The sequence below is a fragment of the Polaribacter cellanae genome (assembly GCF_017569185.1).
GTDB lineage: Bacteria > Bacteroidota > Bacteroidia > Flavobacteriales > Flavobacteriaceae > Polaribacter > Polaribacter cellanae.
Genome location: NZ_CP071869.1, coordinates 3,062,608 through 3,082,765, shown reverse-complemented (window position 1 = coordinate 3,082,765; position 20,158 = coordinate 3,062,608). Strand labels below are relative to the sequence as shown.

Sequence of the window (20,158 nt, the reverse complement as noted above, 5' to 3'; positions counted from 1 at the left end):
TCTTTGTAGTCGCAATTATGAATAGAAACATACTTTTAAAAGACCTAAATAGAAGAGATTACAAGGAAACTTGGGATTATCAAACAAAACTGCTTCAAGAAATTGTAGATGTTAAAATTAATAATCGAAGAAATAACAGCTCTCAAACTACAGAAAATCACTTTCTTTTTGTAGAACATCCTCATGTGTACACTTTAGGAAAAAGTGGCGATTTAAGTAATTTATTATTAAATGAAAAACAACTTGAAGAAAAAGGAGCTACTTTTTATAAAATTAACAGAGGTGGCGATATTACCTATCATGGTCCAGGACAAGTGGTTGGGTATCCTATTTTAGATCTTGAAAATTTTTTTACAGATATTCATAAATACTTGCGTCTTTTAGAAGAAACCATTATTCTAACCATTGCAGAATATGGTTTAAAAGGCGAACGAAGTGATGGCGAAACTGGGGTTTGGTTAGATGTTGGAACACCATTTGCTCGTAAAATTTGTGCAATGGGCATTCGTTCTTCACGCTGGGTAACTATGCATGGTTTTGCACTAAATGTAAATACCAATTTAGGTTATTTCGACAATATTATTCCTTGTGGAATTCGTGGAAAAGCAGTGGCTTCTATGGAAGCTGAATTGGGCAAAAAGTTAGATTTAGAGGAAGTGAAAAAAAAGATTTTAAAGCATTTTAAGCATCTTTTTGAGGTAGAGAAGTTTATTTAGTTTGTGGAAATAAAAACACAACTAACAACTAACAACTAACAACCCTACTTCTCTTCGTTAAAATACACTTTATAATACTTCATTTTCTTTTCCTCGTCATAACCTCTTTCTAAATATTCTGAAGCGGCTTCTGGTGCATCTACATCTAATTTAATATTGATGTTTGTATCGAGTTTTATTTCTGTTTTAAGTTTGCTTTTTTCTTTCTTTAAAACCACTCCAGAAACATCGAAATTGTTGCGAATTAACACATCGTTTAAGTTTTCGAAATGCTTTTTATATTCGTCGAATTGTTCTTTGTGCTTTTCGTCTTCGAAAACTTCGTCTTTAAAATCGTGATAATCTACAGCTTCATGCTCTTTAAAATAATCTACTGTGTTTGCCAAGAAATTTCCTTGTTGCTGCATGCCCAACTCTGGCTTAATTACTTCTTCCGAAAATTCTTTACACATTTCTAAATAACTCTGTGTATGTGAATTATAATCATCTGCCAATTTTACACTTAGAAAATTCTTAATCCAATATTGGGCATCGTAATTGTTATTATCTACAGAAAAAACTACAGTTCCTTCTACATCTGATGTGTTTAAAATTAAACATCCTTTATCGATTCTTTTTGTTGAAATTCCTTTTTGAACCACCACATCGAAACTCTCATTATCATCTAAATACGTCTGAAAGAAATCTACTTTATTCTCAATTTTAAAAATACCAACAGCTTCTGTTAACACATCTTTATATTCAATTCCTTCTATAAAAACAACAATTACATCTCCAGTTTTTATTTGTGCCGAATTTGATTGCTCGAATAAATGATTCACAATATTTTTAGAGTATTCTACAAAAGTTGCTTCCTCTTTAAATACTTCTGATGCGTAATTGTTCAGCTCGTTTAAACGAACGTCTGCATGATGCGTAAAACGATAGCTTTGTGTTAAACTGCCAAATGGTTTTAGTAAAAAATTCTTCATTAAATCGTAACTTTCTTGGTCGAAACGTATTAAATCTTCCGAAAAAACATTCTGTCCACTATTAAACTTATTTGCTACTTTATGAAGAATACATTTGGTAATTTCTGCGCGTGTCTTTTTAATCATCTTATAAAATTGAGAGCGTAAAAATAGAAAAAGTTTGGATAGAATTTAGATATAAATTGGTATTCTATTGAAATATTTTTTAATGCAAATTTTGTGGGTTGTTACTCAGAGATTCACAGAAAATGCACAAAGTTACACGGAGTTTTTTTATTGTATTCTTTATTTTGTAAATTAAAAAGACACAGATTTAACGGATAAGCTCTGACAGTATTTTCTTATTTTTTCTAAAAACTAGCAGACAAGTTTAGCCCAACCAAAATTTCGGCAGAATGCTCTATTTGAACTCTTTTTTAGTGGTCAGTTCGAGTGAATTTGCTTTTTCAGCAAAATTTGTATCGAGAACAAAACTAAAAAAGCAAGTAAAGAAAGCTGTAAACGGATTCAAATAAAACAATTATATTTTCAACTTTAATTGTTCTGGCAACAGCTTAAAGGTCTTTCTATGATAATCTGTAGCTCCAAATTCGCGAATTGCATTTCTGTGTTCTTTGGCTGGATAACCTTTATTTCTTGCCCAATTATACATTGGAAATTCTTTATGAATTTTCGCCATATATTCGTCTCTGTACGTTTTCGCCAACACAGAAGCAGCTGCAATACTTAGGTATTTTGCATCGCCTTTTACAATGGTTTCGTGTGGAATATCTTTATAATTACGAAACTTATTACCATCTACAATAATAAATTCTGGCACAATTCTTAAAGCTTCTATAGAACGATGCATTCCTGTAATGGAAGCTTGCAATACATTAATTTTGTCCACTTCTTGTTGCCAAACGAAAGAAACTGCAAAAGCAAGGGCACTTTCTTCGATAAAAAGCCTTACTTCGTCTCTCTTTTTTTCTGATAATTGTTTGGAATCATTTAAAAAAGGATGTGAAAAATTTTCAGGTAAAATTACTGCTGCTGCAACCACTGGCCCAGACAAACAACCTCTACCAGCCTCGTCTGTACCTGCTTCTAATAGAAAACCACTGTAATTTAATTTTAACATTTTACAAAGAAAAGAAATCTTTCTCTTTTTAGAATTAACAACCCAAAATAATTAACAATTTTCGAAGTAATTATTGACTATTATTTTCGTTTTATTATTTTACATTTGTTGTTGCACATTTTATCTATGAATAAACAAACGTTTTTCTTTTTTATATCTATTCTGTTATCTGTTAGCTCCCTTTTTTCTCAAAGAGATTTTGGGAGAGATTTAGGTGTTGGGCAAAACGAAAATGATCCTTTTACAATTAGAGACTCTTTAAACACCGGAAAAATAAATGTTACTCTTTCTGGAAAAACAAAATATACAGATTATAAAGTTTTTTTCTCATAAAGGAGATACTACCTATATAGACACCACTTTAAATATAAAAAAAGAATATAAGTTTAATTTTTTAAGAAAAGATCTTTTCGAGTTTTTACCCTTTCATAACCAAGGACAAACTCTAAATAATTTAAGCTATAGTTTTAGCTCTATTAATAGGCTTCCAGATATTGGTTTTACCGCAAAACAAGTAAGTTATTTAGAGGTTGAAGATATTAAATATTACGAAGTTCCTACAGCAACTACAGAGATTTTATACAGAACTGGCTTGGAACAAGGGCAAGTTTTAGATGCTTTATATACATTAAACTTTTCTAAACGACTAAATGTTTCTCTTTCCTACAAAGGCCTTCGCTCTTTAGGAGCTTACAGACGAGCTTTGGTAAGCAATGGAAATTTTAGAGGAACTTTTCATTATAGCACAAAGAAAAATCAATACCAAATTCGAGGGCATTTAACTACGCAAGATTTTTTCCATCAAGAAAGTGGTGGTTTAACTGAAGAATCGTTGGGAAATTTTAAAAATGAAGATCCTAATTTCGATAACAGGGCACGATTAGATGTTAATTTAAACGAAACTGAAACTAAGTTTGATGGGAATAGAGTGTATATAGAGCATAGCTATAAATTACTCGCCAGCAAAGACACTATTAATAATAAAGATTTTAGCAATTTAAAAATTGGACATATCTTTAATAGTGAAAATAAAACCTACGATTTTATTCAAACAAAACTTACACCTGGCTTTTTTGGAACACAGAATTCTTCTCTACCAAGAAATTCGGAGGTTACTAATAAGGTTACCAATAACGAATTGAATTTAGAGTTTAATTCTAAATACGTTTTAGGAAAATTTAAAGCAAAAACAAATATTACGTATTATTCTTATAGTTACGATACGATTTTAAACAGTAAAAGTAATATCAATAAATTAAAATTAGAGGGAAAAGCAATCTCTTTTGGGGCAGATTGGAATGCTAAAATTAAAAACTTTCAATTGAATGCAGATGCTTCTATAACTCCAGGTTCTGGAAGACTTTCTGGTAATTATTTAAAAGGTGAAGCTGTCTATGCAAAAGACAGTCTTTTTAGTGTGAAAGGAACTTTATTAATTAGCTCTAAATCGCCAAATTTTAACACACTTTTACACCAAAGCGAATATGACAATTACAATTGGCAAAATGATGATTTTAGCAATGTAAACACTAGAGATTTAGGTTTCGACTTTGCTTCTAAATGGCTAAATGCATCTTTAAACTTTACAAACATAGACAATTATACCTTTTTTAATAAAAATAGTAAAGCACAACAATTCTCAGGGCAAATTACTTACTTGAAAGTAAAAGCTAACAGGGAGTTTAAATTGGGGAAATTTGCTTTAGACAATACTTTAATGTACCAAAATGTTAGTAGTGGAAGTTCCGTATTTAGAGTACCTGAATTTGTTACGAGAAACACACTTTATTATACAGATTATTGGTTTAAAGGGAAGCCAATGTTGGTAAATATTGGTATTACTTTTAAATATTTTACAAAGTATAATGTTAATGCCTATGACCCTTTATTATCGGAATTTAGAATACAGAATGAAGAGCAAATAGGCTTCCCTACTTTCGATGTTTTCTTTAACGCACAAGTTCGAAGAACTCGTTTGTATTTAAAGATTGACAATGCAACTTCGAGTTTTTCTAAAAAGAACTATTTTTCTGCACCAAATTATCCTTACAGAGATTTTGTAATCCGTTTTGGATTGGTTTGGAATTGGTTTATTTAATCCCATCCTAAATCCTTCCCAAAGGGAAGGACTTTTAGCTAGTTTGAGGATATATATTTAGTAAACTTGTTTAATTCGTAGGAATCTTTCTGTAAACAGTATTTTCTCAATCGTACGTAACGCTTACAGCGAGACAAACTGAATGAAAAAAAACTTAAAAAGCAATGAAAAATCAACTTAAAAATAATTGGAAACTTTTTCTTTTAGCAAGTTTAACATTGGGTTTAGCTCCTTTTAATCCGCCACATATTTGGGGTAAAGTTCAATGGATTTTAGGAGGAAACGCTTTTTCTCCAGAAAATGGAATGAAATTCGCAGATTGGTTTGATGTTTTACTGCATGGAACTCCTTGGGTTTTATTGCTGATTTCAGTTATTTTGAATCTTTTTTCTTCTAAAATAAAAAAGTAAAATTGTTTATGATTGAATGATGTTTCGTAATAAAATAGCTGAAATATGAATATTATAAACAATATAAATGGGATTTAGCCGAAATATTCATTTTGAAAACAGTTTGGCTAAAGCCAACATTTTTTAAAATATTTTTACTATTGAAATAACGTTTTTGAATCTCTTTTAAATACTTTTAAAAGATTCAGTAATAAAACACAGAAAATAAACAAAAAAGCTCTGCGAAGTTCTGTGTTTTACTCTTTGTATCTCCAAGAAACAACGTGTAAAATCTACTTCTTTACCAACTGCCTAATCTTAATATTTAAAGCCGCAAAAAGCAACGTCATAAACGGACTTAAATAATTAAAAATAGCATACACAAAATAATCTGCTACAGAAACGCCTAAAACGCTACTTTGGTAAGCACCACAAGTATTCCAAGGAATTAAAACCGAAGTTACTGTTCCTGAGTCTTCTAAAGTTCTACTTAAATTTTCTGGAGCCAACCCTTTATCTTCATACGCTTTTTTAAACATTTTACCAGGAATTACAATTGCTAAGTATTGGTCGGATGCAATTGCATTTAAACCTAAACAACTTACAACTGTACTTGCAAAAAGACCAAAAACGGAACTTGCAACAGACAATAAACTCTTTGTAATTTTTGCCAAGGCTCCAATAGCATCCATAATTCCGCCAAAAACCATGGCACAAATTATTAATAGAATCGTCCAAATCATTCCACTCATTCCTCCAGAAGAAAATAATTCTGATAATTTTTCATTATCCGTTTCAATATTTGTGTCTGTTAAAACGGAATTAATTATCGAAGAAAATTTAGAGTCAGATAAATTTGCCAATACATCTCCTTGAAAAATAAATGCAAAAACCGCCGCAAAAACAACTCCTATCCCCAAAGCTAATAATGGTTTTGTTTTTAGTAAAATCATGGCAATTACAATTCCTGGCACTAAAAATAACCAAGGCGAAATATAAAATGTATTATCTATGGAAGCCAATAAATTAGTAATATCTGCACTTCCTGTTGTATCTATATTTCCACTAATAATTGCAAAAACAGTTAACGTAACTATAATAGTTGGCACTGTTGTAATTGCCATATATTGTATATGTGTAAATAAATCTGTACCAGCCATTGCTGGTGCTAAATTTGTTGTATCGGAAAGTGGAGACATTTTGTCGCCAAAATAGGCTCCAGAAATTACGGCTCCTGCAATCATTCCAGGATCGATTCCTAGAGCACTTCCAATGCCTACCAAAGCAATGCCAACTGTAGCAGAAGTTGTCCAAGAACTTCCTGTTGCAATAGAAATTATTGCTGCAATTATTACAGATGCTGGTAAAAATATTTCGGGACTTAAAACTTGCAATCCATAATAAACCATTGCTGGAATAATTCCGCTAACTAACCAAGTTCCTGCTAATGCTCCAACTAAAAATAAAATTATAATGGGTATAAAAACACTTTTCCAGTTTTCCCAAACTTCTGCAATCATGCTCGAAAAAGAAACTTTATTAAAAAAGCCAACTGCTACTGCAACCAAACCTCCCATTAATAAAATATACTGATTTGTATATCCTCCAAACCACTCTTGCCCTTCTACAAAAAAGATATTATATGCCAATAAACACATTAATATTATAACAGGAATTAAGGATTCAAACAAATTTAACTCCTTATTGTCTATAATTTTCTGATTTTCAATATTTATTTCTGAGAGATTTTTTTCGTCTGGCATTTTATAAGTTTTTGTCCTGTAATGTTACGATTTTAGAAGAAATTATGCAAATTGAATTGGAAAATCGCTTTTTGATGTAATTTTTCTTGAAATGCTAAGAATTCACGAATTTTTATTTTTTGTAGTTTTTAAATATAATTAGCGTGTTTTTATCTCTGAAAAAAATAAATCTCACAGTTTTAAGCCTGTGAGGTCTAGAAATCTAGTTGTACTTTTAAATTACTTCCTTTTAGGACTTGCAATATGCGTTAAGGATTGAGCAATTGTTTGAGCTCTTTTTTGTTTTTCTCAAAAAAAGCGAGTGCGAAAGCCTGACCAAGCTTTTTTGCTTGGGAACGCCCTAATAATTTTACAAAATGCCAACTTCTTTCATGCAAGATTTCATCATCTTGTAAGTTCGCTCAATATCGTTATCTAAACCAATTGAAAAACGAATTAAACCGTCTGAAAGCCCCATTTCTTTTTGCTCTTCTTCTGGAATTTCTGACGATGTAGAACTTCCTGGTGCAGAAAACAAGGTTTTATAGAAACCTAAACTTACGGCTAAATAACCCAAATTTTTGTGTTGCATTAACTCCATTAATTCGTTGGCTTTGTCTAAAGAACCAACATCGATGGTTAACATTCCTCCAAAACCGTATTCTGGATTCATCATTTTTTTGAATAAATTATGCGAGGGATGAGATACCAAACCTGGATAGACCGTTTTTAGTCCATCTTTTTCGAACTTTTCTGCTAAAAAAGTAGCGTTAAAACTGTGCTGCTTCATTCGAATATGCAAAGTTCTCATGTTTTTGAGTATGGATGCTGCTCGCAAACTATCCATTGTAGCACCCAACAACATACAAGCGCCATCGTTTACATTTCGTAAATCGTTGATTAATTCTTGCGAACCGCAAACCACGCCACCAACTGTATCTGAAGAGCCATTTATAAATTTGGTTAAACTGTGGCAAACGATATCGGCTCCTAGTTTTGCAGGAGAAATTGATAATGGAGAAAACGTATTATCTACTACCAATTTTAAATTGTATTTTTTCGCTAAAGCTGATAACCCTGCAATATCTGCAACTTCTAATAGTGGATTGCTAACGGCTTCGCAATACAAAACTTTCGTATTTTTTGTAATTGCAGCCTCTACAATAGCTAATTTTGTAATATCTACAAAAGTAGTTGCTACATGAAATTTTGGTATAAAATTCTTTAAGAAAGCATAGGTTCCTCCATAAATTGTTCTGCTAGAAACAATATGGTCTCCTGCTCCACATAATTGCATTAAAACCGGTGTAATTGCACCCATTCCAGAGGCAGTAACATTGGCGGTTTCTGTACCTTCCATTGCTGCTAATGCTTCTCCTAAATATAGGTTAGAAGGTGTTGAATGACGAGAATATAAGTAACAACCATCTGCATTTCCTTCAAAGGTATCGAACATTGTTTTTGCGGATAAGAAGGTATAGGTTGATGAATCTGAAATGGATGGGTTTACGCCTCCGAATTCGCCAAAATATTGTAAATCTTGAATTTTATCTGCGGGATTGAATTTCATACTATTTGTTTTTAATTTGAATCAAAATTAAAAGTAAATAGATTATTAATCAATATAAAACAGTAATTATAGTTTTTATTTCTATTTTTGACTTATTAAATAGTTTTTAAAACTAAAAGATATTCAGTTATAACCTATTTTTAGAAAATTTTTAATTTATATGTTAGATAAAATTGATAAAAAGTTGATTAATTTATTGCAAGAAGACAGTAAACAAACCACAAAACAGCTTTCTTTACAGTTAAATTTATCTGTAACTGCTGTTTATGAACGGATTAAAAAGCTGGAAAAAGAAAAGGTGATTGAAAAGTACGTGGCAATTATTAACAAAAACAAAATTGAAAAGTCTTTTTTGGTTTTTTGTCATATTAAATTGGTGCAACATTCTAAAGAATATGTAACTACTTTTGAGCGTGAAATTTTAAAACTCGAAGAAGTTTCGGAATGTTTTCACGTAAGTGGAGATTACGATTATATTCTAAAAATTTATGCAAAAGATATGGACGAATACCGGGATTTTATGGTTACTAAATTAACTGCCATAAGATATATTGGAAGTACACACAGTATTTTTACCATCGAAAAAGTGAAGAATACAACTGCTATAAATCTTAGTTAAAATGCAAACGACCAACTATAAACTTACCGAACTTTTTATCATTTTTATATTAATTCCAATTAGTTTTTGCTTTGAATATTCGCCAATTATAAAATTGATGATTGGTGTTTTGGGTTTTGGATATATTCTTTATGTTGTTTTAAAGGTAGAAAAAATTCAATTTAAAATAAAAAAGAATATCAATTGGAAAAACTTTTGGAGAACAACACTTTTAAAATTTCTTGTAATTGTTATTCTTACAACTGTTTTTGTTTGGCTTACAGACGCAGCAAATCTTTTTGCAATCGTTTTAAACAAACCTATTAAATGGCTAATATTTCTGCTTATTTACGCTGTCTTTTCTGTCTATCCACAAGAAATTTTATTTAGAACTTTCTTTTTTAAACGTTATAAAAGCCTATTTAAAGATGAAACACTATTTCTTTTTATAAATGCCATTTTATTCTCTTTAGCACATTTATTTTTTAGGAATACAATTGTAATAATTATCGCTTTTATTGGTGGACTTTTATTTGCGATTACTTACAAAAAAACGAAATCTACCTCTTTAGTTTCTATTGAACACGCCATTTATGGTTGTTGGTTGTTTACGGTTGGCATGGGTAGCATGTTAGGTTTTCCTTCTTAGAATAAATAAAAAAATTAAATTTTAACAAACACAATTTTTTCTGACTCTTTTTTTACCAATTGAGAATAAAATTGTTTTAAAGCTGCATAATATTGTGGAGCAATAATTGCACTATTAAATTGTAAAATACAAATGGTAGTAATTTTACCAAATTTTTCTGTAGTTTGAAACCTAAAAACACCTAAGTTCTCTGGTAAACCAATGGCTAAGCTTTCTGGTAAAGTTTCTACTTTATAGCCTTCAGGAATTTTTATAGATACCGTATTTTTAAAAACTCGAGGTGTTGTAAAGTCTACTGGAAATTTTCGCTCTTCTAATTTAAACGGATTTTTATGTTGCGATAAAAACAATAATGGTTCTATATAAATTTTACCATTGATACTTTCTATTAAATCTTCACTACTAAATTTAACGTTTCTTACAATAGACTTACCAATAAAATTTTCATTAACTACCTTAAAGTCTTCAATTTCGATATTGTGACTCTCTTCCATTGAAGTAATTACATCTTCTTCTTCTAAATGATTGTTATTTCTTCTGTAACTTAAAGCATCTAATTTGTAAAATTTTGTTCTTATGAGTCCATTTACCATCATATCTTCAGAAATGTTTACCATAACAGTATTTTCTTGTGTTGCTGGTTGAGAAGGCATTAACTTTACCCACGAAGAAATACCATCTTTAGAAATTCTTCTACCATTCCAATTTAAAGCTCTTTTGGGTAAAATATTTGGTGAACTATAAGGTTCTGTTGCATCTAATAAAATATAACCTCCAGAAGACAATTCTACCATAGAAACTACATAATTAAAACCATCTATTGTAGGAAAAAAAGGAATTCCATTTGCTCTAGTACTTACCAAAACTGGGTCTGCGTTTAAGTTTGCCGATCGTAACATAGACGTTAGCATTAAATTGATATCTGCAACGTTACCAACTCTTTCTTTATAGGCTTTTCTAACTCCATTGTCTGAGTAGATTCCATAATAGTTATTCCATTTTACTTTATTTTTTACAAACTCAAAAATAGCAGTTATTTTTTCTGACTCTGTTTTGTTTGTTTCTAAAATAGTTTCTAAATCGTCTTTATAATAACTAGATTTATCTAACTCATTTCCAAAGCTACTGGTTCTGTATATTTGTTTACTTACGCTTTCCCAAGAGTTAGAATATGTTTTAATACGTCCACCGATACTTAAAAAATTTGTTTGTGTTAGCTCAAACTTCATTCCTCCTCTATAATTATTTATATTACCAACAAAAGGTTCATTGTCTTTTAAAGCAGGTATGTTTTTATCTTCAAATTTAAAAACTTCTATTTTATAATTTGATTTCCCAATTATACCATTTTTTGTATCAGATTTCATTTTAACACTATAATATCCTTTAGATAATTTATTAAAAATAAAATATTCTGGCACTTCTATTTGATACTCTATTTTTTTAATTGGAATACCTGTCTGGAAATCTAAATCTTCTATATTTTGTATGTATGGAGAAACTAACATATACCTTAACTCAATTACAGAACCTTCTGTTATATTAGGCATTGTAATTTTTTTTATATCTCTAAACTTATTCAACCTTTCTTTAAAAATATTTTTTTTTGATAATTTTGCTTTTATAATTTTACCTTCTTTGAGGTTAAAAGTATATCCTTTTATGGAAGATACTCTTTCTGAAGTTCCAGATTCTGGACTATAATAAGAAATGGCTTTTGTGGCCATGTTAAAACCTTCTTTGGTATAAATTTTAATTCTATCGTGGTATTCTGTTACTAGTTGAAAGCCACTATTTCTAACAAAATTATAGTAAGTTCTCCTTTTCCTGTATAAGTAAGCTGCATCTGCAGTAGAATCTAGTGGATAAAATTTTTCTTGTAATTCTTCTTTACTTACTTTTCCAAATTTATAATTTTGGGCAATTAGCGAAAACTGACTAATTAAAAGTACAGTTAAAAGTAGTTTTTTCATCTTATAGTTTTTTGGTGATTGCAATTCTAAGGCCTTCGTATTTAGCAATACTTCTTCTAAAACTTCTATAAGCCCTGTAGTCTTCCTTTGGATATACTCCTTCTTTTATAGAAAGAACTCTATTGTACATAAATGAAGTATCGTTAATTTTAGTGATGCTAACTTTGTAAGTACCAAATTTTGTGTTTATGAACTTTTCTGGAGGAAGATTTCCTAAAATATAGCCTTTAGGTAAGGTTATTTTAAAGATATCTTCATTTTTATAACCGCGATATATTTTTAATGGTAATTTTCTTTTTCGATATCTTTTTGGAACATACGTATTTCTATTAAAAACATTTACTCTAAAAAGGTATTCCGCATTATTTACAGTTGCATAATTCTTAATTGAAGCTTTTATTTCTTCTGTAAAAATAATGTCATCTTTATTATTCGTAAGTGCTACAGATTCAATTTCTAAATTATTGTTGTAACTCCAATCTTTAGATTTATAATTTTTATAAAGCTCTTGTTCAGTAAAACCAGTGTAACCAAACTTATCGTCGTACTGCAAACCCTCCGAAATTCTTTTAAAACTCGCTGTTAAAGAACCATCTTTTTTAAGCGTAATTTCTCCTGCTGTTTTTTGAAGATTTTTCTCGTCTTTATAAACAGTTGTTCTCTTTATAACACCACCTTCTGGAGTTATAACCAATACATTTCTATCGTCTGTAAAATCGCCTAAAAACCCAAAAGGCATGGTTTGACTTGTACATTCTAACCAAATATCATTTCCTTTATTTGGTATATTTAAAATTACGTGGTTTCCTTGAATAGAAGAGAAATCTTTATCGATATCTCTTTTTTCATCAGCATAAACAACGGTATAATAAGAAGTAACATCCACAGCATCTAGTAACGCTTTTGTATAATTTGTTAATCCTTTACAATCGCCATAACCCACTTTATCTACTTGATTTGCAGCTATTGGCTCCCAACCTCCAATACCCACTTGAACACTTATATAGCGAGTTTTATCTTGCATATACTTATAAATAATTTTCGCTTTCTCTATAGGATCTTCAACTCCTTCAACTAATCTTTTTACTTTTGCAACAGTAGCAGGTTCTAATTCTGTTCTTCCACGAAGTAATTTCGCATTCATCCAGACACCAAATTCTTTCCAGTTTGTGTATTGCCCAGCAACTCCTTTTAAGGAAAATTTATTTAAACTTACTACAGCTTTGGGTAGAATTTCCCTATAATGAACTGTAGAATTTTCGTATTTGTAAGCAGGTTGGTTTTTTATTGAATAGAAAATTTCTGTATCAGATTCTTTTGCTTCGATAGGGAATCCTTTAAAGTTTGTTTTTTTGTATCTCCAAGGAATTTTATTAGGATTGTTAATTTTGTAAGAACTATTCTCCACAGAAACATAATACCCATTTACAGGAAACCACCAAGGAATAAAACCTGTTGAAGACGTTTTATATTTCGACTCGAAAACAACTGTATATGGATACGAAATTGGTATATAATTTACATATTTAACACGAGAATCGGAATATAATGTTCCTCCACCTACAGCACTTACATCTAAAAAGTCTCTTTCTTTATACTTTTTTATTCGTTTTCCAGAAGCATCATAAATTATTGCAGATAAATCCTTTATCTTCGTATCATTATCATAACCCTCTGCAATTCTTGCATCTACATTTCCTAATTTATTAAGTACGGTTACAACTTCTCTTTTATAAACGGTCATTTCATCAATATCTTCAATAGTAATTTCTATGGAAGTATTTTTAACAACTGCGTTTGCATTTTCTGTTAACTTTTTTGGTATCGAAAAGCTACTATACTCTATATCTTGTGAGTAAATAAATAAACTAACCAAAAAAAACAGAAAAAATAAGGTTGATTTTTTTATCATAATTTACAAATATAGAAAAACCCAGAACTTTCGTTCTGGGTTTTATTAAAAACTTAATATTTTCTTAATATTTATTATTTTGTTACCACCGTAAATTGTAGTTCCATAATATCGTCGATAAACTTATCTTTTAAGGCTGCATCTAATTTTTTAGACTTATATGTAACTCCAAAATCTGTTCTATCTACATTAAATGTTTCACTTGTAAAAGTTGTAACATCTCCTTCTGTAGAAATCGTTGCAGGGATAGTAATACTTTTTGTAATATCTCTTAAAGTTAAGTTTCCTGTTACTGCTAATTTACCTTCCTTTTCTTCTACACTTGTAATTACAAATTTAGATGTTGGGTATTTAGCAACATCAAAGAAATCTGGAGAAGACAAATGACCTGTTAACTTGCCATTTCCTTCTTCACTTTCAGGTATATCTAAAACTTTTATAGAAGTCATATCTATAACAAAAACACCTTTTGTTGGTTTTCCATCTTCTATAACTAAACCTCCGCTTTTTAGAGCTACTGTTCCATTGTGCGAACCTGTTGGTTTTGTTCCTTTCCAAGATATTACAGATGCTTGTGTATTTACGTTATTTAAATCTGCAGCATTAACTTCTACTTTTACAGCTTCTTTTACTTCTACTTTTTCTTTTTTGCCTTTACATGCAGTTAAAACTGATGCTGCAACTACTATTGATAAAACTATTTTTTTCATTTTTTTCTAATTTAATTCTTTTTTTTAATTTTTATTTTCCATGGCAAATATATAATTAATTTATTTTCCTTGGAAACTGTTTTTTACTTTTTTATTAAAAAATTAATTACATGAGCTGCAGCTTGCAAGCCAAAAGCAGCAGGCATATAACTAATCGTACCATAGTACGATTTTTTAAAGTTCGTTCCGTCTGTTATTTTTACACTTTCTGCTATTTGAACCTCGTCTGAATACACCGCTTTTACACCTTTATCTACCTTTCGTTCTTTTAAACGCTTCCTTAAAACTCTTGCCATGGTACAATTCTTTGTTTTTGCAATGTCTTTTACTCTAATTTTAGTGGCATCTAACTTTCCTCCTGCTCCCATGGAAGAAATAATTTTGACTTTCTTTCTCCTAGCAGCCACAATTAAATTTATTTTTGGCGTAATAGAATCTATACAATCCAACACATAATCGAACTCTTTTGAAACAATTTCATAAGCTCTTTCTGGTGATAAAAATTCTTTTAAAACCGTTAATTCCAAATCTGGGTTTACATCTTTTAATCTTTCTGATAAAACCTTGGTTTTTGCTTTCCCAATTGTAGATTGTAATGCTGGTAATTGCCTATTGATGTTTGTTTCATCAAAAACATCGCCATCTACAATGGTTATTTTTCCTACACCTGCTCTTGCAATAAATTCTGCTGCGTAACTACCAACTCCTCCTAAACCAACAACTAAAATATTGGCTTTTTGTAATTTTTCAATGCCTTCTTTTTGCACCAATAATTCGGTTCTTTCTAACCAACTCATACTATACTAATAAAATTAATGTCTATTCGAGCCTTTCGTCTTCGCACAAGACAGGCTAAAGTCGAGAACAAATTTAAAATTTGTTAAAATTATAAGCTCTCTAAAACTGCGTTCGTTACTTTCAATAAAAACATCTTTTTATTTCAGTAATGCTCGAGGAAGACAGATTTGTGAAATTTTCTTTTATTATTTTCTGAAGCTCTTTAACTTCGATACTTTTTATATTTGCTACTTTTTGATAAATCTCTTGAATTTCTACTTCTGAATCGTCTGTTTCTAAAAACAATGCATCTAAAGGAATTTCTAAAACCACTTTTTGCAATTTTTCATTTTTGATGATTGCTGCTCCAAATGATACTAGAATTCCATTTTTTAATAAACTTTTGGCAACTTGTATGTTTTTATTGAAACCGTGTAAAATCCATTTTTGTCTTGGTTTTATTTCTTTTTTAATTTCAATAATTTCTTGAAATGCTTTTACACAATGAATAATAACAGGTTTGTTGTATTTTTCTGAAAGCCGCACTTGTTTTCTAAAAACTTCTTCTTGAAGTTCAAAATCTGCTTCTGTAACTTTGTCTAAACCACATTCGCCTAAAGCAAGACAGCTTTTATGTTGAAGTTGCTTTTCAACAATTAAAAGTTCTTCTTCAATTTTATTTTTATTGATAAACCAAGGATGCATACCCATTGAAAATGGCAAGGAAAAATCTACTGAAGTTGGATATTTATTTTCGATAGAAAATACATTTTCAGCTGATGATTTTTTATGAGTATGGATGTCGATAAAATACAAAATAGTTATTCTTTGTTTTTAGAATCGATAATAATAGTTACTGGACCATCGTTTAATAACTCGACTTTCATATCTGCCCCAAATTCGCCAGTTTGTACTTTTTTACCCAATTCGTTTTCCAAGGTTTTAACAAAATTCTCATATAAAGGAATCGCAATATCGGGTTTTGCCGCTTTTATATAACTGGGTCTATTCCCTTTTTTGGTGGAAGCTTGCAACGTAAACTGACTCACAACAATCGCTTCTCCATTACTTTCTAATAAAGATTTGTTCATGACTCCATTTTCGTCATTAAAAACCCGAATATTTGCTACTTTTCTTACCAACCAGTTAATGTCTTCTTGAGCATCTTCATTTACAATTCCTAATAACACTAAAAGTCCGTTTTTAATGTCTGCAACTTTTTGTTTGTTAATAGTTACACTTGCTTTTGAAACTCTTTGAATTACGATTTTCATAACCTACTCATTATCTTCTTCGTTCCAAATATCGGTTCTAAAATGCTCTGATTCTTCTTCGCCTTCTAAAATTTGCAAATAACTTTTATAACGAGACCAAGAAACCTCCTCTTCTTCTAAAGCTTCTTTTACAGCACATTTCGGTTCTTTTGTATGGATACAGTTATTAAATTTACAGTCTTGCTTTAAGGCAAAAAACTCTGGAAAATAATCTCCTAATTCGTATTTATCGATATCTACCACTCCAAAACCTTTAATTCCTGGTGTGTCTATAATTTTTGCATCGTTTTTAGTCTCAATACTTAAATCGAACATTTCTGCAAAAGTTGTGGTATGTTTTCCTTGATTGTGTTGGTCGGAAATTTCTTTGGTTTTTAAGTTTAACGTTTTGTCTATTGCATTTACCAAAGTTGTTTTTCCAACACCTGAATGCCCAATAAACATAGAGGTTTTGCCTACCATTATTTCTTTTACTTGGTCTACGTTTTTATTTTTAGTAGATGAGACCTCTAAGCATTTATAACCAATGGCTTCATAAATATCTTTTAAATATAAAATTTCTGCTCTTTCTTCTATTTCGTAGGAATCTATTTTATTGAAAACTAAAATTACATCGATTCTATAGGCTCTTGCTGAAACTAAAAAACGATCTATAAAGGTGGTAAATGTTGGTGGGTTGTTTATGGTAATCAACAAAAAAACTTGGTCGATATTCGAAGCAATTATATGTGTTTGCTTGGAAAGATTTACAGATTTACGAACGATAAAATTATCTCTGTCTATAATTTTTTTTATGACTCCTGTTTCTTCGTCGTTCTTCGATTCTAAATCGAACATAACTTTGTCGCCAACCGCAATTGGGTTGGTACTTTTAATGTCTTTTATCCTGAATTTTCCTTTGATTCTACATTTGTAAAATTCGCCACTATCAGCTTTTACTTGATACCAACTTCCTGTAGATTTGTAAACGATTCCTGTCATTAGTACAAAGATGCAGAATTTTAAGTAATTATAATAATGTCAGTTCGAGTGATTTTTTATTTTTTTTTAGAAAATTGTATCCAAAACTTGTGAGAACGAAGAAATCTTCTCGATATAAAATTTCTGAAGAAGAAATTTCACTCGAAGTTGACTGGGTTAAAAAAAAACTATTTTTAATACATAGGAATATAGAAAATATAGAGTTGTTGTGGGAATTACCACGAATTCGCGAATTAAAATGGTTTAATGGAAATTAACCCCAAAAGGGTTTGAAACCCTTTTGGGGTTGGAGTTTTAAACATGCAAAAAGACCTCACAGTTTTTAAAATCTGTGAGGTCTTAAAATATATCTAAAAGTTATTTTTTATAACTTCCTTTTTAGGTTTGCAATACGCGTTAAGGATTGCAGTGGAAATCCTTTTGCCTTTTTTAAGGCAAAAGATTGTAGCGAAAAGCCTGACCAAGCTTTTTTGCTTGGTAACGCCCAAAAACTACCCTTTTATAATTTTTTCTTGATGATTGATAGATTCTTGGTGAATTGCCTTGAACATTTTCAATACAAATTCTTCACTTAAACCTCTGCTTTCGCCTTCTAAAATCATGTTTCCAAGAATTTCGTTCCAACGTCTTGATTGTAAAACTGCCACGTTTTTCTCTTTTTTAAGTTCGCCAATTTTATCGGCAACACTCATTCTTTTCCCTAACATTTCAATTAACTGACCATCTACAACGTTAATTTGAGCTCTTAAATTTTCTAAAGAATCTCTGTAACCAGAATCGGTTTCCGTTTCTTTTCTAATTTTTAAATCTTCCATGATTTGCTTCAATTTTGTTGGTGTAACTTGCTGTGCAGCATCACTCCAAGCGTTGTCTGGATCGAAATGAGTCTCGATCATTAATCCATCGAAATTCAAATCTAACGCAGTTTGCGAAACGTCGAAAATCATTTCTCTGTTTCCTGTAATGTGCGAAGGGTCGCAAATTAATGGTAAGTCTGGAAATTTATTTTGAAACTCAATGGCTAATTGCCATTCTGGAATGTTTCTATATTTCGATTTTTCGTAGGTTGAAAACCCTCTGTGAATGGCTCCTAAATTTTTAATTCCTGCTGTGTACAATCTTTCGATTCCACCCAACCAAAGAGCCAAATCTGGATTTACCGGATTTTTAACCAACACAATTTTGTCTGTTCCTTCTAACGCATCTGCAATTTCTTGCATTATAAAAGGCGAAACTGTAGAACGTGCACCAATCCATAATAAATCGACATCGTTTTCTAACGCTAATTTAACGTGTGCTGCGTTTGCAACTTCTGTACAGGTTTTCATGCCTGTTTCTTCTTTTACCTTTTTAAGCCATCCTAAACCTAAAGCACCTACACCTTCGAAGTTTCCTGGTCTTGTTCTTGGTTTCCAAATTCCTGCTCGGAAATAATTTACATCAGAATCTTTTAATTCGTGTGCAATTTTTAAAACCTGTTCTTCGGTTTCTGCACTACAAGGCCCTGCTATTACTAGTGGATGATCTAATTTCATATCGTCCAACCATGTTCTTAATTCTTTTGTATTCTTCATTTTTCTACTTGTTTTGGCTTATTAGTTTATGCCGTTTAAAATTTGTTTTATATAATTTGTATTCTCCATTTCGTTAAAAATTTCCGAGAAATTATCTTGTTGCATCAACTCTTTAAAATGTTGTAAATTATTGATGTATTCTTCTAATGTTTCTATTACATTTTCTTTATTCTGCTCGAAAATTGGTGTCCACATGGCTGGCGAGCTTTTTGCCAAACGAACTGTAGATTCGAAACCAGAACCTGCCATATCGAAAATATCTCGCTCGTTTTTTTCTTTATTGATAACTGTTTTTCCCAACATAAACGCACTAATGTGAGAAAGGTGCGAAACATACGCAATATGTTTGTCATGCGAAACAGGATCCATGTAACGAATACGCATTCCAATGTCCATAAAAAGCTTTAACGCTTTCTCTTGCAATTTAAAAGTTGTTTTTTCGACTTCGCAAATAATGTTTGTTTTTCCTTTATATAAGCCAGAAATCGCTGCTGTTGGCCCAGATTTTTCTGTTCCTGCAATTGGGTGACAGGCTAAAAAATTGCGTCTTTTTGGATGATGCTCAACTGCTTTACAAATTGCATCTTTTGTAGAGCCTGCATCTACAACCAAGGTATTGTCTGATATTTTATCTAAAATTGTTGGCAATAATTTTACGGTTGCATCTACTGGAATGGATACGATTACCAAATCTGCATTTTCTAAATCGTTTAAAATTGCTTTCTGTTGAATGATCCCTAATTTTTGTGCTTCTTTTAGATGGTTTTTATTAGTATCTATTCCATGAATTACAACTTTTGAATTGCTTTTTTTAATATCAATTGCAAAACTACCACCAATTAAACCAATGCCAATAAAAAATATATTTTTCATTTTATTTCTCTTTCCTGCGAGGTCTTTAAGACCTTGTAGGTATTATTATATTTTATTCTTTTATACTTACAAGGTTTTTGAAACCTTGTAGGATGTTTCTGAAACCTTGCAGGAAGCTTTTGAAATCGCCTTACTTTTACTGTAAACTGACTGCCAACCGCCAACTTTAATTTAATAAGTTAAAAATTCATTGCTACTCAATTATTACCTACAAAAAATTGACTGACAACT

Annotated in this window: 19 protein-coding genes; 6 read left to right on the top strand and 13 right to left on the bottom strand. The window is 30.7% G+C overall.

What is annotated here, in order from left to right; translation table 11 throughout:
* The first annotated feature begins 17 nt into the window (after positions 1 to 17).
* Positions 18 to 716: a lipoyl(octanoyl) transferase LipB gene (lipB, locus tag J3359_RS13840; protein WP_208077439.1), complete on the top strand. Its 699-nt coding sequence runs from the start codon at positions 18 to 20 to the stop codon at positions 714 to 716.
* A 44-nt stretch (positions 717 to 760) separates the two neighbouring features.
* Here lipB and J3359_RS13835 read toward each other — a convergent pair whose 3' ends face one another.
* Positions 761 to 1,813 (bottom strand): nucleoid-associated protein, encoded by a 1,053-nt coding sequence (locus J3359_RS13835; RefSeq protein WP_208077437.1) that lies wholly within the window; start codon positions 1,811 to 1,813, stop codon positions 761 to 763.
* A 394-nt stretch (positions 1,814 to 2,207) separates the two neighbouring features.
* The gene (gene rnhB / locus J3359_RS13830; protein WP_208077435.1) at positions 2,208 to 2,807 is read right to left on the bottom strand and encodes a ribonuclease HII; all 600 of its coding nucleotides are present in this window, start codon (positions 2,805 to 2,807) and stop codon (positions 2,208 to 2,210) included.
* Positions 2,808 to 2,933: 126 nt separating this feature from the next.
* Here rnhB and J3359_RS18345 point away from each other — a divergent pair, with 126 nt between their 5' ends.
* The 3 genes from J3359_RS18345 to J3359_RS13820 all read left to right on the top strand — a co-directional run bounded on the left by J3359_RS18345 (position 2,934) and on the right by J3359_RS13820 (position 5,315).
* Positions 2,934 to 3,140 (top strand): hypothetical protein, encoded by a 207-nt coding sequence (locus J3359_RS18345; protein ID WP_243765923.1) that lies wholly within the window; start codon positions 2,934 to 2,936, stop codon positions 3,138 to 3,140.
* Positions 3,085 to 4,905 carry a putative porin gene (locus J3359_RS13825; RefSeq protein WP_243765922.1) on the top strand — a complete coding sequence of 607 codons (1,821 nt, stop codon included), beginning with the start codon at positions 3,085 to 3,087 and terminating at the stop codon, positions 4,903 to 4,905. Before J3359_RS18345 ends, J3359_RS13825 begins: the two co-directional genes overlap by 56 nt.
* A 164-nt stretch (positions 4,906 to 5,069) precedes the next feature.
* Positions 5,070 to 5,315 carry a hypothetical protein gene (locus tag J3359_RS13820; protein ID WP_208077433.1) on the top strand — a complete coding sequence of 82 codons (246 nt, stop codon included), beginning with the start codon at positions 5,070 to 5,072 and terminating at the stop codon, positions 5,313 to 5,315.
* Between the two features lie 272 nt (positions 5,316 to 5,587).
* Here J3359_RS13820 and nhaC read toward each other — a convergent pair whose 3' ends face one another.
* Positions 5,588 to 7,057, bottom strand: coding sequence for a Na+/H+ antiporter NhaC (gene nhaC, locus J3359_RS13815; RefSeq protein WP_208077431.1), 1,470 nt, complete (start codon positions 7,055 to 7,057; stop codon positions 5,588 to 5,590).
* 349 nt (positions 7,058 to 7,406) lie between these two features.
* A complete protein-coding gene (locus J3359_RS13810; protein ID WP_208077429.1) occupies positions 7,407 to 8,606 on the bottom strand; it encodes an aminotransferase class V-fold PLP-dependent enzyme in 1,200 nt (399 codons plus the stop codon).
* Positions 8,607 to 8,766: 160 nt separating this feature from the next.
* Between J3359_RS13810 and J3359_RS13805 the strand changes: the two genes are divergently transcribed.
* Positions 8,767 to 9,225 (top strand): Lrp/AsnC family transcriptional regulator, encoded by a 459-nt coding sequence (locus J3359_RS13805; protein WP_208077427.1) that lies wholly within the window; start codon positions 8,767 to 8,769, stop codon positions 9,223 to 9,225.
* A gap of 1 nt (position 9,226) precedes the next feature.
* Entirely contained in the window at positions 9,227 to 9,853 is a 627-nt protein-coding gene (locus J3359_RS13800; protein ID WP_208077426.1) for a CPBP family intramembrane glutamic endopeptidase, read from the top strand.
* Between the two features lie 14 nt (positions 9,854 to 9,867).
* On the opposite strand, the gene J3359_RS13795 is transcribed toward J3359_RS13800, so the two are convergent.
* The 9 genes from J3359_RS13795 to J3359_RS13755 form a co-directional block, all read right to left on the bottom strand.
* A complete protein-coding gene (locus J3359_RS13795; protein ID WP_208077424.1) occupies positions 9,868 to 11,826 on the bottom strand; it encodes a transglutaminase family protein in 1,959 nt (652 codons plus the stop codon).
* 1 nt (position 11,827) lies between these two features.
* On the bottom strand, positions 11,828 to 13,738 hold the full coding sequence (locus tag J3359_RS13790) for a DUF3858 domain-containing protein (RefSeq protein WP_243765921.1): 1,911 nt from the start codon (positions 13,736 to 13,738) through the stop codon (positions 11,828 to 11,830).
* A gap of 74 nt (positions 13,739 to 13,812) precedes the next feature.
* Entirely contained in the window at positions 13,813 to 14,448 is a 636-nt protein-coding gene (locus tag J3359_RS13785; RefSeq protein WP_208077422.1) for a YceI family protein, read from the bottom strand.
* An 83-nt stretch (positions 14,449 to 14,531) separates the two neighbouring features.
* Positions 14,532 to 15,245 carry a tRNA threonylcarbamoyladenosine dehydratase gene (locus J3359_RS13780; protein WP_208077420.1) on the bottom strand — a complete coding sequence of 238 codons (714 nt, stop codon included), beginning with the start codon at positions 15,243 to 15,245 and terminating at the stop codon, positions 14,532 to 14,534.
* Between the two features lie 121 nt (positions 15,246 to 15,366).
* Complete coding sequence (locus J3359_RS13775; RefSeq protein WP_243765920.1) at positions 15,367 to 16,041, bottom strand: TatD family hydrolase; 675 nt, start codon at positions 16,039 to 16,041, stop codon at positions 15,367 to 15,369.
* A 5-nt stretch (positions 16,042 to 16,046) separates the two neighbouring features.
* The gene (gene dtd / locus J3359_RS13770) at positions 16,047 to 16,499 is read right to left on the bottom strand and encodes a D-aminoacyl-tRNA deacylase (RefSeq protein WP_208077418.1); all 453 of its coding nucleotides are present in this window, start codon (positions 16,497 to 16,499) and stop codon (positions 16,047 to 16,049) included.
* Between the two features lie 3 nt (positions 16,500 to 16,502).
* The gene (gene rsgA, locus J3359_RS13765; protein ID WP_208077417.1) at positions 16,503 to 17,480 is read right to left on the bottom strand and encodes a ribosome small subunit-dependent GTPase A; all 978 of its coding nucleotides are present in this window, start codon (positions 17,478 to 17,480) and stop codon (positions 16,503 to 16,505) included.
* Between the two features lie 491 nt (positions 17,481 to 17,971).
* Positions 17,972 to 19,054 (bottom strand): bifunctional 3-deoxy-7-phosphoheptulonate synthase/chorismate mutase type II, encoded by a 1,083-nt coding sequence (locus J3359_RS13760; RefSeq protein WP_208077416.1) that lies wholly within the window; start codon positions 19,052 to 19,054, stop codon positions 17,972 to 17,974.
* 21 nt (positions 19,055 to 19,075) lie between these two features.
* Positions 19,076 to 19,927: a prephenate dehydrogenase gene (locus tag J3359_RS13755; protein WP_208077415.1), complete on the bottom strand. Its 852-nt coding sequence runs from the start codon at positions 19,925 to 19,927 to the stop codon at positions 19,076 to 19,078.
* Positions 19,928 to 20,158 lie beyond the last annotated feature (231 nt).